The organism is Flavobacteriales bacterium (assembly GCA_021739695.1).
Taxonomy (GTDB): domain Bacteria; phylum Bacteroidota; class Bacteroidia; order UBA10329; family UBA10329; genus UBA10329.
This window is the reverse complement of record JAIPBM010000001.1, coordinates 53523-67517: the sequence shown is the minus strand read 5'-3', so window position 1 is coordinate 67517 and position 13995 is coordinate 53523. Positions and strand designations below refer to the sequence as shown.

General features: G+C 44.3%; 9 protein-coding genes and 1 tRNA gene. 3 read left to right on the top strand and 7 right to left on the bottom strand.

The window, feature by feature from the left end:
• Nucleotides 1-52: 52 nt before the first annotated feature.
• Entirely contained in the window at nt 53-1285 is a 1233-nt protein-coding gene (locus K9J17_00240) for a fatty acid desaturase (protein MCF8275132.1), read from the bottom strand.
• A 131-nt stretch (nt 1286-1416) separates the two neighbouring features.
• Between K9J17_00240 and K9J17_00235 the strand changes: the two genes are divergently transcribed.
• Together K9J17_00235 and K9J17_00230 are read left to right on the top strand one after the other, a co-directional pair.
• Nucleotides 1417-1752 (top strand): tRNA-binding protein, encoded by a 336-nt coding sequence (locus tag K9J17_00235; GenBank protein ID MCF8275131.1) that lies wholly within the window; start codon nt 1417-1419, stop codon nt 1750-1752.
• 117 nt (nt 1753-1869) lie between these two features.
• Nucleotides 1870-5340: a hypothetical protein gene (locus K9J17_00230; GenBank protein MCF8275130.1), complete on the top strand. Its 3471-nt coding sequence runs from the start codon at nt 1870-1872 to the stop codon at nt 5338-5340.
• Nucleotides 5341-5374: 34 nt separating this feature from the next.
• Here the strand turns inward: K9J17_00230 and K9J17_00225 are convergent, their stop codons facing one another.
• The 3 genes from K9J17_00225 to K9J17_00215 form a co-directional block, all read right to left on the bottom strand.
• Nucleotides 5375-6271: a M48 family metallopeptidase gene (locus K9J17_00225; protein MCF8275129.1), complete on the bottom strand. Its 897-nt coding sequence runs from the start codon at nt 6269-6271 to the stop codon at nt 5375-5377.
• 168 nt (nt 6272-6439) lie between these two features.
• On the bottom strand, nt 6440-7885 hold the full coding sequence (locus tag K9J17_00220) for a Glu/Leu/Phe/Val dehydrogenase (GenBank protein MCF8275128.1): 1446 nt from the start codon (nt 7883-7885) through the stop codon (nt 6440-6442).
• A gap of 78 nt (nt 7886-7963) precedes the next feature.
• Nucleotides 7964-10483, bottom strand: a complete 2520-nt coding sequence (locus K9J17_00215; protein ID MCF8275127.1) for a TonB-dependent receptor — start codon at nt 10481-10483, stop codon at nt 7964-7966.
• A 65-nt stretch (nt 10484-10548) separates the two neighbouring features.
• Between K9J17_00215 and dprA the strand changes: the two genes are divergently transcribed.
• Nucleotides 10549-11655, top strand: coding sequence for a DNA-processing protein DprA (dprA, locus tag K9J17_00210; protein MCF8275126.1), 1107 nt, complete (start codon nt 10549-10551; stop codon nt 11653-11655).
• Here dprA and K9J17_00205 read toward each other — a convergent pair.
• From K9J17_00205 to K9J17_00195, 3 genes are all read right to left on the bottom strand, one after another.
• The gene (locus K9J17_00205) at nt 11652-13250 is read right to left on the bottom strand and encodes a PDZ domain-containing protein (protein MCF8275125.1); all 1599 of its coding nucleotides are present in this window, start codon (nt 13248-13250) and stop codon (nt 11652-11654) included. The genes dprA and K9J17_00205 overlap by 4 nt on opposite strands.
• Nucleotides 13247-13705: a dCMP deaminase family protein gene (locus K9J17_00200; GenBank protein MCF8275124.1), complete on the bottom strand. Its 459-nt coding sequence runs from the start codon at nt 13703-13705 to the stop codon at nt 13247-13249. The genes K9J17_00205 and K9J17_00200 overlap by 4 nt, the downstream gene beginning before the upstream one ends.
• Nucleotides 13706-13821: 116 nt before the next feature.
• A tRNA-Leu gene (locus K9J17_00195) sits at nt 13822-13902 on the bottom strand.
• Between the last annotated feature and the right edge of the window lie 93 nt (nt 13903-13995).

Sequence of the window (13995 nt, the reverse complement as noted above, 5' to 3'; positions counted from 1 at the left end):
GTGTGTTCTGTTCATAATTGAGCCGCTAATTAACGAAAGAAATCCTTTCCAATCAATGAACGGGTTGTAATCGGTGTTTAAGCAACGCAATGATTTCATCACGGCTCATGTCTCCATTGAGGTCAACAAACTTATCTGCCATCTTCTCAAAATCATTGAACAGAATGAGAAAGAAGACTTCAAATGCCTGCGTGTCCTGAAAAATGACTGCACGATTTGACTTGTATTCTTCAATGTGCTTAGCATAATTGATCGGATATTCTGTCCAATGCGTTTGCGGACGCTTGTGATGCTCCACGTGATAATCCTCGTTGTAAACGTTGTATTGACCAGAAAGTACGGTGATGCTGTTTTTGTAAATGTTTTTCGGTTCAGATGGATCAGTCCAAGCGTGCCACGTGTAGTTGATGGCTGCAAGGAGGAAAATGCAACTCATGTGCGGAATGAGAAGATACGCCACACCAAACCAGAAGTTGATGTACATCACCAAAGCCATGAATCCGTAAAAAGCGATCATCCCGTAAACCATCTTTCGGAACTCTTCCATTTTGCCTTTTTTGTAATGGTAATTGGCTACGGAAAGCCCGGTCCAAAAGAGCGAGAATTCGAAGAGATATATGAGGAAACGTGCTGCGTGCGAACGGTCGTAAAAGATGGTGGAGGTGACATCATCGGCTGCATTATCATGCTTGTGATGGATACGCATGTGCCCCATTGGGTAACCTTGTGGAACGTGACCGTAAAGCAAGGAAAGTACGTGTCCGTGAAAATTGTTGAAAATGCCAAAAGCACCCTTGAACATGCCTTTCGGAGTATGTCCTTCCTTGTGGATCATGGTGGCTACCTTCGAGAAAAATGCGAAATACGGGCCGTAATTGAGCACGTTGTAAGCCAATGCCGCCAACCAGTTCTTCCAACCCCAAGATTCGTTGGCGCCTAAATAGGTTACCTGAATGTAGTACGAACCAAAGAACAGAATTGGCGCAATAATTCCGATTCCGATATAGGAATAGAGGTATGGGCTGTCGCGCTCATCTTTCATGATCTTTCGTGCCAACCAAAGCGTTGCCGCATCTGTTTTGGCAGTCAACCATTTTGCTGGAGCGGTTTTGTAGGTCCATCCAATGATGCCCACCCAAAGCATGGTGAGGGCGATGACCACTACTAACCACGGAATAGGCAGGAGCAACACGCCAGTTGCAACAAGAAATAGTGCGTATTTAGACTTCAGCGCAAAGGTTTTTCCTTCGGCAGCTTCATTTAACGTTTGACTTAAATAGGCCATATATCTATTGGTGAATATTTCAATACGTTGCGAATGTAATAGGGAACAAGCGAAATTTGAGAACGAAATTTGACTTATGTCAACTAGAGACCATAGATGCCTTGCATGAAGCTTGAAGTATCTTTGCTTCCATGGAAAATGCCACGTTCGAAGACTTTCAGAAAATTGACCTGCGGGTTGGAACAATTACTACAGTTGAGCCTTTCCCAGAAGCAAGAAAACCGGCCTATAAACTCACGATAGATTTCGGTACGCTTGGCACAAAACAGAGTAGCGCACAGGTAACCAAGCGCTACACAGCGGAAGAATTGGTTGGGCGACAGATTGTGGCTGTTTTCAATTTTCCGTCCAAGAAAGTGGCAGGATTTAAAAGTGAAGTGCTGGTTCTGGGAGCAACTCCCGAAGCAGACGATGTGGTACTTCTTGGTCCAGAAAACAAATTGCCGAACGGATCGGTAGTGGGATAAGATAAAGAGCAAACCACTCGTCACATACTTCTCAGAATTTATTGCGTTATACTTGTTCAATTGCCGGTTCCTATTGGCCATATACGATTGTTAAGACCTATACTCACATTAGTGACTATGCTTTTTATTCTACCCGTTTGGGGTCAGAATCTTAGCAGCCTGCGCAATCGGACCATCGAGCTGACCAATGATACGATCATGCTTGATACGCTGAGTATTGTTCCAACGAGTTTCGAGCTGACCTTAAACGGGATTTCCATTGATTCGACCAAGTACAATTTGGAATGGTATTCTGGAAAATTGATGCTCGATGAATCGATGATCGGTTCATCTGTTGTGGCTAGTTATCGGGTTTTTCCTTCGCTCTATTCTGAAAGAACTTTCAATAAAGACCCATCGCTGATCAGAGACATTCGAGATGTGCCGCAGAATCCGTTCAGCTACACGGTAAAACCGGGAACGGCCGATCAGTTGTTCGATCTGGGAACTTTGAGCAAGAGTGGTTCTATTTCGCGAGGCATTACTATCGGAAACAACCAGGATCTGGGCGTGAGTTCGAGTTTGAACCTGAACCTTTCTGGTCAGTTGACGCAAAAGATCGGTATCCGCGCTTCCATCACTGACAATAACATTCCTTTTCAGCCAGAAGGGAACACCCAACAATTGCAGGATTTCGATCAGATCTATATTCAAATTTTTACGGATGAAACGGAACTTACCGCAGGCGATTTCCGGATTCAGCAAGCCAACAGCTACTTCATGACCTTCCTAAAAAGGGCGCAGGGTTTGAGCATCAAACATCGGTTTCCGATCATTAAGAAAAAGGTAACGGACGAACATCCTGGGTTTTTGGAAGTGAAAGGTAGCGGAGCACTTTCGCGCGGAAAATTCAACAGGCAGATCGTTCAGGGAGTTGAAGGTAACCAAGGGCCATATCGCCTTCGCGGAGCGGAAAATGAATCGTTCATCATCGTCATTGCCGGAACGGAACGGGTTTATATTGACGGGCAATTACTTACACGAGGCCAAGAACACGATTATGTGATCGATTACAATACGGCTGAATTGACGTTTACTTCCAAGCGGTTGATCACAAAGGATTCGAGAATCATTGTTGAGTTCCAATATTCGGAGCGGAACTATTCGCGATCGCTGTTCCACGCAAGTGCCGATTATGAAAAGAATCGCGCAAAAATTCATTTCAATCTTTATTCGGAACAGGATGGAAAATCAAGCCTGTTAAATGGCGACCTGACCGGAGACCAACTGCAGCTCTTGCAAGACATTGGCGATAGTGTTCAGCTGGCCATCATCCCCGCCATCGATTCGGTAGGATTTGACAATGACCAAGTCCGATATCAGAAGGCAGACACAACTGTGAACGTGAACAGCATTCCTGTTTACTTCCAAGAGATCTATATCTACAGCATTGACCCGAACAAGGCTTTGTATCAAGTTCGATTTTCAGATGTTGGAATTGGCAACGGAGATTATGTTCAGATTCAGAGTGCTGCCAATGGTCGTGTTTATCAGTGGATAGCACCAGATTCGATAACGGGTGCGCACAAAGGCCGATACATTCCAGCACAGCAGATCATCACCCCAAAAATGAACCAGCTCTATACGCTGGGCGCTGAGTATCGAATAGGGAAGAACGGAAACGTAGCAGTAGAAGGCGCCTTATCGAACAGTGATCTGAATCGCTTTTCGAGCGTGAACAACAACGATAATGTAGGTTACGGGGTGAAAGTGAAATACGACCATGTAATTCCTTTAGATGATTCGGCCAAATGGGCCATTAAATCTGGGCTTGAGTTTGAGAATATCAACGATCGGTTTAGACCAATTGAACGTTTCCGTTCGGTAGAGTTTGACCGCGATTGGAATCTTCGAAGCCAAACTGCTTACACCACGCAGTACATATCCACGGCACGTGTTGGCTTTATCCGAAAAGACATTGTCGATGTGGAATATTCATTCCGTTCATTTCTGAATGAGAACATTTTCAATGCGTACCAAAATGCCATTACGGCCAAAATTGCCCATAAAGGATTCAGTTTTGACCTGAACGGAAGTCATATTTTTTCCAATGGAACCGAGACCAACAACCGTTTTGGGCGATTTCAGGCAGGCGTTCAGCAGAAATTCAAATGGTTTGTTTTGGGTGGTACCGATATTTTCGAAGACAACCGCTTCTTCATCTCCACAGCCGATTCGCTATCGAGCACGAGTTACCGATGGAACGACTCGAAGGTTTACATCAAAAGTCCCGATAGCTGGAAAAATCGCTTCTCGCTTTTTTATCAAAGACGGGACGATTGGTTGCCTGGAAATGCTCAACTCAAGTATTCGAGTGTTGGAGAAAGTGCAGGATTGACAGGCGAACTGGCCAAGAATCCGAACAGTATCTTGAAATTGACGGTGACCTACCGAAGACTTTCTGTGAAAGACACCTTATTGAGCACCAATCGTCCCGACAACACTTTGGTTAATCGTTTGGAGTATAATTTGAAAGTGCTGAAAGGCGCCATCACTTCTTCCACATTTTACGAAGTTGGTTCAGGATTAGAAAGCAAGAAGGAATACACGTATGTGGAAGTACCTGCGGGGCAGGGCGCTTACAGTTGGCTAGATCAAAACGAGAATGGAATTAAGGAATTGAACGAATATGTGCAGGCCGTGTATCAGGATACGGCACGCTATATTCGCGTATTCACGCCCACCAATAATTTCACAAAAGTTTACACAACGCAATTCAACGAAGTCATCAACCTGAGCCCGCAAGTAGTGTGGGCAGGCAAGACAGGAATTCGAAAATTTGTTTCACGATTCTCCGACCAATTGGTTTATCGTATTGATAGAAAGACGCAGCGTAATAATCTACTAGCTGCCTTCGATCCATTTTTCAGCACGGTTTCAGACAGTACGCTCGTCACGCTCGCATCATCCCTCAGAAATACCTTCTTCTTCAATCGAAGCAGTTCTAAAGTGGGTGCTGATTACACGTATTCAGATACGCGGAGTAAAGTTTACCTAGCCAATGGTTTCGAAACACGCTCGAACACTTCCCATACGCTGAAAATCCGTTGGAATCTCGCTAAGATCTTTACGCTGAATGCCAGTGGCGAATTCGGCTGGAAAATCACTGATTCATTTTTTGCCAACAATAAATTGGACGTGCAGTATTACGAAATTGAACCACAGTTGGTATTTCAGCCAGGAACAAAATGGCGCGTACGAGGCAAGTTCCGTTATGCAGATAAGTTGAATTTCAAACCTGAAAATGTGGGAACGGAACAGGCCATTCTGCGCGATGCTGGGATTGATGGCAAGTACAATATTCTTCAGCGAGGTAGCATCAATGCCACATTCAATTTCATCAGCATTTCATATGATGGCTCTACTGGCAACACGGTAGAATTCGAGTTGCTTGAAGGCTTGAAGGCGGGGCTCAACTATACTTGGAGCACGTTTGCACAACTACGCGTAGGCAAAAACATGCAGGTGAATATTCAATACAGTGGCCGGAAAAGCGAGAAGAACAATGCGGTGCACACAGGAACCGTGCAAGTGCGAGCATTTTTCTGAAATAAGAAAGAGTTAGGAGAAAGAACAGTTCTGATTACTTCGGCATGTACTTGCTTGCGTCAGATACTGATTCTTTTGTCACCTCTTCTTTTGGAGCCTGCGTAGGAGGCATATCCCAGCTATTACTTTTTGAAACTTGAGGTTTTTCCGCAAACCCAATGTTGTGTGTAAAACGGGCCAAGCGATTTGTGAGGTGCGGATGTGTCGATATTTTCTCAGCAAACCATGTCCAAAAGCCTGATTCGGTTTGTCGTTGCTCTATGAAAAAATGTGCATCAACCTTGCGATATAGCTGCTTTCCAGCAGCCAAAACGAGCAAACCTGAATGTGCGCCTTCAGGACTCAATGATGCACCAATACTATCACAAGTGTATTCGCAGGCACGCGAATAAGCGTTTCCTAAAAATGGAATCATCAGACTTGGAAGTACGATCAGGCGCTTCAAGATATGATTGCGTTTTATGTGTCCTAATTCATGGGCAATGACAAAATCAACCGTTTCCTGATTTTTCTTGTAGGCTTCTTCCATCAGGTCGGAATAAAGTACAACGTAGTCCGAGCCCATGAATCTCGTGGCAAAAGCATTGAGCAAACCGCCTTGCTGTAATAGGAAAACCTCAGGAATGCGATTCAGCCCTAAAGCTTGCGATTGGCTCATGACTACTTGGTAGATGTCCGGAAACTGTTTAGGGCCAAGTTTCACAGCATTACCACGGATGTAACCGATCATTACTCCTCGCATTATGTGTAATGCCACAATGATCATCAGAGCATAGAAACCGAAAGCTGCAATCAATGGACCTTTGCCAAAATCCATGCCCGCCATAATGCCTACAATGATGCTTGTGTAGATAAGCAGACTGAAGACAAGACAGATAGCGAAATAGATATTTTCCTTAGGGTCAACTTTATAATTGGGTGTTTTTGCCATGGTAGCAGAAATTAATGATGTGATGAAAATAGTGAACCTTGATCATTTTTTTGGCCCTCGCTCTCAACACCGTTTTGAGCGCTGATGCTGATCAATCGTGTGTGAAGAACACAAAAAAGCCCGACCGTTGGAAGCGATCGGGCTTTTTAAATATTTCAATCTCACGAATTATGGCCAGATTCCAAGGTTGTGGTAACTAACCGCAACTTTATCAATGGCTTCCACAAATGCTGCAGTACGCAGGTCGTTGATTCCGTCAGTGCTTACCATTCGGTTACGGATGTTGTCGTAAGCAGTGATCATCGTTTCCTCTAAACCAGAATAAACAAGATCGCGCTCATCAGCTCCGCGTTCTATCAATTTCACGGAATCATCAGAAACTTTCGTTCCACTGGCACCTTCAATTGCATCAATGATGTTGTGATTCATAGTTGCACGATAGCGTTTCTCCATTCGCCCAAAACGAACGTGAGAAAGGTTTTTCAACCATTCGAAGTACGATACGCTAACACCACCAGCATTGATGTAAATATCTGGAATAAGTAGAACACCTTTTTTAAGAAGCACTTCTTCTGCTTCTGGCGTTACAGGTCCGTTAGCTGCTTCGGCCAAGATCTTACACTTGACATTGGCGGCATTTTCGCTATTCACCTGATTTTCCAAAGCGGCAGGAATGAGAATGTCGCACTCAACTTCCAACGCAGCTCCAGGACCACCAAGGTCTTTGGCTCCTGGGAATCCTAGAATACCATTGTTCTTGTTTTTGTATGCAAGCAAATCGTCTGGATCGATTCCATTCTCATTATAAACAGATCCATCCCACTCGGCAACAGCAATAATCTTTGCTCCTCCATCGTGAAAGAATTTAGCTGCCCAGTAACCCACGTTGCCCATACCTTGAATGGCAATTCGTTTTCCTTCCAAGCCTGTGGTCATTCCCAACTTATCCATGTCTTCCTTGTAGCTGCAAGCATGTCGCACACCATAGAAAACGCCCAATCCTGTTGCTTCTCTTCTACCAGCAATACCGCCATGTGAAATCGGTTTTCCAGTTACACAGGCAATTGCGTTGAGGTCTGTTGGATAGAAAGTCGAATAAGTGTCAGCCATCCATGCCATTTCACGCTCACCACTACCATAATCAGGTGCAGGAACATCGATTCCGGGACCGATGAAATTCTTCTTAACCAGCTCTGTGGTGTAGCGTCTGGTGATACGCTCAAGCATGCCTACACTGCATGTTCGTGGACTTACTTTGATGCCTCCTTTTGCTCCTCCAAAAGGCACATCTACCAAGGCACATTTGTAGGTCATCAGCGCAGCCAATGCCATTACCTCGTCCTGATTCACGTGGAAACTAAAACGGATTCCACCTTTGGTCGGCTGTCTGTGGTGACTGTGCTCTACACGGTAAGCCTCAATGGTTTCAATCTTGCCTTCATCGTTCTTCACAGGAAAGCGCATGCGATAAACGCTATTGCAGTATTTAATCTGCTCAAGCAACGAACTGTCATGCTCCAAAAACTGGGCGGCATGATCAAAATACTTCAATACATCACCAAAGAAACTGTGTTCCCGTTTCTCGGTTAGCGGTTCAATTTTCCTTTTAGCCATTTGATCCCTTTGTTTGTTTGTAAGGGCTCAAAGGTGAAAATTTTATCCAAACAGAAACTGACGTTTTTCAGACGTAACTTAGAAAGTTACCGTAAGCTGAAGCTGTATGGTTCTAGGTGGATTTACCTTCAAAGGGCGAAGTGCATACAAACGATTAGTTAGGTTCTTGACCGAAACTCCAAGTTTGATGTTTTCCGAAAAATCGTAAGCTGCCCTTAAATCAAATACATGGTCGCCTTTGTTGTGGCTATTGCGGAAATCCACAGCGCCCCAACCAACAAGTGCGTCCAAGGTATAGAATACCTTATCCACACTCTTCATGTAGCTGTAATAACGGTAAGTCAGACCAACAGACAATTTTTGGTTCTTCTTAATGGTAAAAAGGAATTCCACATCCGCATTCACCAAATGCTCAAATCGGTATTTAAGCACAGGATATTTTATGAAATCTGCAATAGCCTTTTCACGAGCTGCAGTTTGTTCTGGAGTATCGAAAACTGTTGCGTTTGGAATCGTTGAACTTGTATTCAATTGGGTAAGTTGCTGGCCAGTACTATCCGTTCCATACACGTAGTTCGGGTCCATTGTTTCTGGACGAGCATAGGTGTATCCCAAAAGGACATTCATGCCGAACCAAGAATTGAATTCGCCTTTACCCATCAACGAAACGTCCGCTCCATAAACACGGGCATCTCCAGTATTTAATGATCTGAATGCATAGCGTCCAAATGGACCGGTTACTGGACCGAAGTTACCTCCATTGAACTCAACAAAATTCTTGTAGTATTGGTAGAAACCCGCAATGTCCAAATAGCCCATGAACTTGCCGATCTTGATTCCTTGCATTAAAGCCACCTCTGCGGCATAGCTTCGCTCTGGTTTAATGTTGGTGTTTGGCACAATTGGTAAACCTCCAACTACCGTGAAAATGTAGCGTTCTGCAATGGTAGGGAATCGGAAACCCTCTCCGAAAGACGCTCTCAAATAACCTTCTTTCCAAAGCTTAGTATTAGCTCCGATTCTGAAAACAGGTCGGATGATCGTGTCATTTCCGTTCACTGCGAAGTACTCGAAACGAGCTCCACCATTCACGTTCACACGTTTCCAGAATTTCTTGTCTAATTGAACGTACGCAGCAGCATTTATCGCATTATTGATTCCGTTTCCTTTTCCATTACCGGCATACAGCTGTGCCTTACTGTAAACATATTGTCCCATAGCCCCAATGGTGATGGTGAAATCGTTGATATTGGCAAATTTGTGAGCAAACTGATACTCCAAAAACCCTACGTAATTCAAGTTTCCTTGATTGTTGTTGTTATCGTTGTTCTGATGAAATACACGTCCACGCAAAGTATGCTTGGATCCTGCAGGACCAGAATAGGTGATGAAAGGGTCAATGTTGTAAGATGTCTGCTTAGTAAGCGTGATGCTACCACCGAAAGGTCGGAAAAGACCATCATCCTTATTTAGCCACAAAAGGCTTCCTGCACTTTTAGAATACATGGCGTTACCATTGATCCCGAACGCGAGGCCCGGAATCTTCTCAGAGCGCTTGCGCAAATTGAAATTCATTCTAAACCTGTTCTCAAAACCTTTACGTGGTTGTGTATAAGTGGTGTCAACGATGTTGCCGTCCGTATCTTTATTCACATTGGTAACGTACCCCACGGAATTGATCAGAGTATCAGAAGGTTCTGGTCCGATGAAGCCGTTATCAATAAGGAAGTTACCTCCTATTACAAGGTCCCATGTTTTCTTGATTTTTCGAGAGTGGAAGAAGTTCATTCCGCTATAAATAGGCACATCATTCTTATCCCACCAAATAGCACTCTCTTGTTGAGGAGCACTGTATAGACCTGTATAGATATTGATTTTCGTCTTAGGCTTGTCCTTTGGATATGCTGTTCTAATGTTAATGATACCATTAAGTGCCGAAGAACCGTAGAGTACAGACGATGCGCCTTTGATCACCTCAATCTGCTCCAAATTCTCAATTGGCACGAATCCAAAACTTGCTCTACCTGCATCACCCGTCATAATAGGCAGGTCATCCACCAACATCATAACCCTTGCACCAGCGCCAAAGCTATAGCCACTACCACCACGCATTTGAGGTTCTGAATCAACGATAGTAAGACCAGGAGTTTGCTCAAGTGCATCTTCTGCACTTGTAGAACCTCTACTCTCAAGTAGCTCAGGTTCAATAACCGAAACCGAAACGGTTAGGTCTTCTCGTTTCTGCTCAAACTTACCAGCAGATACGATTACCATCTCTTTTTGGATAGACCCAACGCCCATACTAACGTTAACGGTTGATGTCTCTCCTTTTTTTACCGTTACCGCAATTGTCTGCGAATCATAACCGATAGAAGTGATAATAACTTTTTGTGCCCCTTCTGGCAGAGTGAGCGAGAAATTCCCATCGAAATCAGTTGCAGCACCACGGCCTTTATCAGCTTCCCAAACGACACTGGCGCCAATAATGGTCTCTCCAGAATCCTTATCTTTTACTGTACCTTTTACAGTTCCTGTATCTTGTGCAAAGGCAAACAGAACCAAAAATGATAGAATTGCAGTAGTAAATATTCTTTTCATATGTTAGATTTCAGCGGTTTAAAGGCCAGATTTTGAACGGGGCGAATATATCAATATTTGTATAGTTGGATAGACAGGAACAGACACTATATCTGATCGCACTCAGCAAGGTGGTTGGAATTGGCGATGCGCGAATCAAAAAACTCGTTGCGTATTGTGGCGGCCCGAAGCAGGTTTTCAGGCAACCGAAATCGTTTTTATTGAAGATTCCCTCTATCGGAGCGGCCATTGCAAATGTGGTGTCATCAAGCGTGGTGCTGAAGCAGGCCGAAGACGAACTACAGTTTGCGCTGAAAAATAGCGTGCGTGCCATTTCCTTTCTAGACAGTGATTATCCTCAAAGATTGAAGCATTGCGATGATTCGCCCGTGGTTCTCTATGCCAAGGGCAATGGGAGCATAAATCCGTCAAGAGCACTAAGTATTGTGGGAACTCGAAATGCTACAAGGCAAGGAAAAGAAATCACAGAATCAATCGTTGAACAATTGGCCAAAGCGCAAGTGACCATCGTAAGTGGGTTGGCCTACGGAATTGACATAGCTGCACATAAAGCTTCACTGAAATTTAACATACCAACCATCGGTTGTTTGGCGCATGGACTCGATAGGGTGTACCCGAAACTGCATACGAATACAGCCATAGAAATGCTCGAAAATGGTGCGTTGATCACTGATTTTCCGATCGGCACTAATCCAGACAGGGAGAATTTTCCTAAGCGGAATAGAATTGTTGCTGGAATGAGTGATGCAACCATAGTGGTGGAAGCAGGCATAAAAGGTGGTGCGCTGATAACTGCCGAGCTGGCAAATGGATACGATAGAGATGTGTTTGCAGTGCCAGGAAGATTGAGTGATGAATATTCTGCCGGATGTCATTATCTGATCATGAACCACAAAGCAGCGCTCGTTACTTCCGGTAACGATATTTTAAAAGCTTTAGGATGGCAACAAGACGAATCAAAAAAGAAGCCTCAAGCACAGACGAAATTGCTGGTCGACCTAAGCGAAGAGCAGGAGACGGTGGTTGCAGTATTGCGCGAAAAAGACCACACCATTGACCGATTGGCCGTGCTTTCCGGATTTCCGATGAGTAAAGTGGCTTCTATTCTGCTTGAATTGGAATTCGAAGGAATTGTTAGCACTCTTCCTGGAAAGGTTTACAGACTTAATTAGTCCAATACCTCTAGCGCAGCGTTTATCATCTTATCGTTCTCATTAATGATCGGATAAAACCCGTTGCCGTTCCATTTGCTACGCGCAATCAATGCTTTCAGATTGTTCAAGACCTCTGGTTTTGCTTTTGCGAAATCGGTGGCTTTCACATTCTTCGTTTTTGCAAAGTCGATGAGTTGCGGATAAATGCTTGCGGCAAATTCAAATCGCTTTCTGAACGCATCTGGCGTTTCGAATTTTTCGAGTTCCTTTCTGTTCTTCGATGCATAGTTCAGCGCAAACTCCCGCAGCGCTCCTGAGCCCAGCAATTCACGATGGAATTCTGAGTAATTGGTCGTGTCCAATGGAACAAAAACATCGGGAACAATTCCGCCTCCGCCATAAACCACCTTTCCGCCTGGGGTTACAAAACGTTCTTTCTTATCAACAGAAATACTGTCTGCCTCATACAATTCTCCATGTTCCAACCGATTGTAGAGATCGCCATAATAGTCGTCACCTTCTCCGTAAGGCCGCTGAATACATCTTCCGGTTGGCGTGTAATATCTAGCAATCGTCAATCTTACTGCCGAACCATCAGCCAATTCAACTTGTTCTTGTACCAAACCTTTTCCAAATGTTCTTCTTCCCACAATAGTTCCTCTATCGTTGTCTTGTACTGCGCCAGATACGATTTCTGAAGCTGACGCAGAACCTTCATCAACCAATATCACCAATTTTCCTTTTTCAAAATCTCCGTGAGAAGTGGCGAATGCATTGTCTTTTGGTCGTGCTCTTCCCTCCGTATAAACGATCAGTTTTCCTGTTGGAAGAAATTCATCGCAGATATTGATGGCTGCATTCAGATAACCGCCTGGATTTCCGCGAAGGTCTACGATGAGTGATTGCAGACCGTTTTGTTGCAATTCGACTAATTTCTCCGAAAACTCATCATACGTGGTTGCGCCAAACCGACTGACCTTGATGTAACCGACCTTGTCGTTTACCATGTATCCTGCATCGACACTATAGATCGGAATCTTGTCGCGTTCGATATTGAATACCATCAGTTTTTTCACTCCTCGTCTTGCAATTTCCACTTTCACATTCGTGCCGCGTTCACCACGAAGTTTAGAGATCACATCTTCATTCTTAATACCCGTGCCAGCAACCACAGTATCTTCAATAGAAACGATCCTGTCTCCAGAACGGATTCCCAATTTTTCAGACGGGCCGCCATTTATCGGAGCAACCACAACAATAGTGTCGCTGATAATATTGAATTCAACACCGATTCCATCGAAATTCCCGTTCAAAGGCTCATTGGAAGACTCCAATTCACGAGCAGGTATATAAGACGAATGAGGGTCGAGCTGATCCAGCATTTTGATGATTGTAGACTCGGTCAATCCATCAAGGTTAACGGAATCGACATATTCCTCTTGAACGTAGTTCAACAAATTGGTGATCTTCTTTGAGTTGGCTGAAGAAGATTCGATACCAACATGAGACAACTGCCCCACATTTAGGATAGAACCTAGATAAATTCCTGCGGCCAGCACCAAGGCCAGCACGATCGGATAATAGATGAAGAGTTTGAACCGACTGTCGCTCATTGAATCATCACATCAGGTAATTGAACCACTTCAACGCCTGCTTCTTTCAAAAATTCCACGCCACTCATATCCTTATAACCATTTATGAAAACCAAGCGCTTTATTCCGGCCTGATGCACCAACTTGCTACAATCCTTGCAAGGAGAAAGCGTTAAATACAACGTAGAATCGCGTGCGCTGTTCATTGATCTTGCCACTTTCATAATGGCGTTAGCCTCAGCATGCAGCACATACCAGTGTGTTTCGCCCGTTTCGGTTTCGCAGCAATTGTCAAAACCAGACGGAGTGCCATTGTAACCATCGGCAATGATCTGCCCTTCTTTTACAATGATTGCCCCAACTTGTCTTCGTTGGCAATGCGAAAGTCTTGCCCATTCCAGCGCCATCCGCAAATATGCACGGTCGTAACGCTCTTGTTTTTCGGGGTTATCGTACTTAATGAATCCTTCTTCCATAAGGTTTGCGAAGCTAATGATGAAAAAGATATACGGAGAAGCGAAAAGGAAAACGTACCGTTAAAGAATCCCAAAAACAAAAAAGCCCGAACAACTTTCGTTGATCAGGCTTTCTGTACCGAAGGCCGGGATCGAACCGGCACTCCAAAGGAACACGAGTTTGAGTCGTGCGCGTCTACCAGTTCCGCCACTTCGGCAAGTGAATTGGGGCGGCAAATTTATACGTTTTTCGCTTACTAAAAAGCACTTTTGAAAGATGCTTTCGATTTACTGCTGAAATAGCATACAAA

Excerpts from the sequence above, each read along its gene's own strand:
- K9J17_00230 (MCF8275130.1), top strand. The coding sequence starts at position 1,870 with ATGCTTTTTATTCTACCCGTTTGGGGTCAGAATCTTAGCAGCCTGCGC.
- K9J17_00220 (MCF8275128.1), bottom strand. The coding sequence starts at position 7,885 with ATGGCTAAAAGGAAAATTGAACCGCTAACCGAGAAACGGGAACACAGT.
- K9J17_00240 (MCF8275132.1), bottom strand. The coding sequence starts at position 1,285 with ATGGCCTATTTAAGTCAAACGTTAAATGAAGCTGCCGAAGGAAAAACC.
- K9J17_00235 (MCF8275131.1), top strand. The coding sequence starts at position 1,417 with ATGGAAAATGCCACGTTCGAAGACTTTCAGAAAATTGACCTGCGGGTT.
- K9J17_00200 (MCF8275124.1), bottom strand. The coding sequence starts at position 13,705 with ATGGAAGAAGGATTCATTAAGTACGATAACCCCGAAAAACAAGAGCGT.
- K9J17_00215 (MCF8275127.1), bottom strand. The coding sequence starts at position 10,483 with ATGAAAAGAATATTTACTACTGCAATTCTATCATTTTTGGTTCTGTTT.
- K9J17_00205 (MCF8275125.1), bottom strand. The coding sequence starts at position 13,250 with ATGAGCGACAGTCGGTTCAAACTCTTCATCTATTATCCGATCGTGCTG.
- K9J17_00225 (MCF8275129.1), bottom strand. The coding sequence starts at position 6,271 with ATGGCAAAAACACCCAATTATAAAGTTGACCCTAAGGAAAATATCTAT.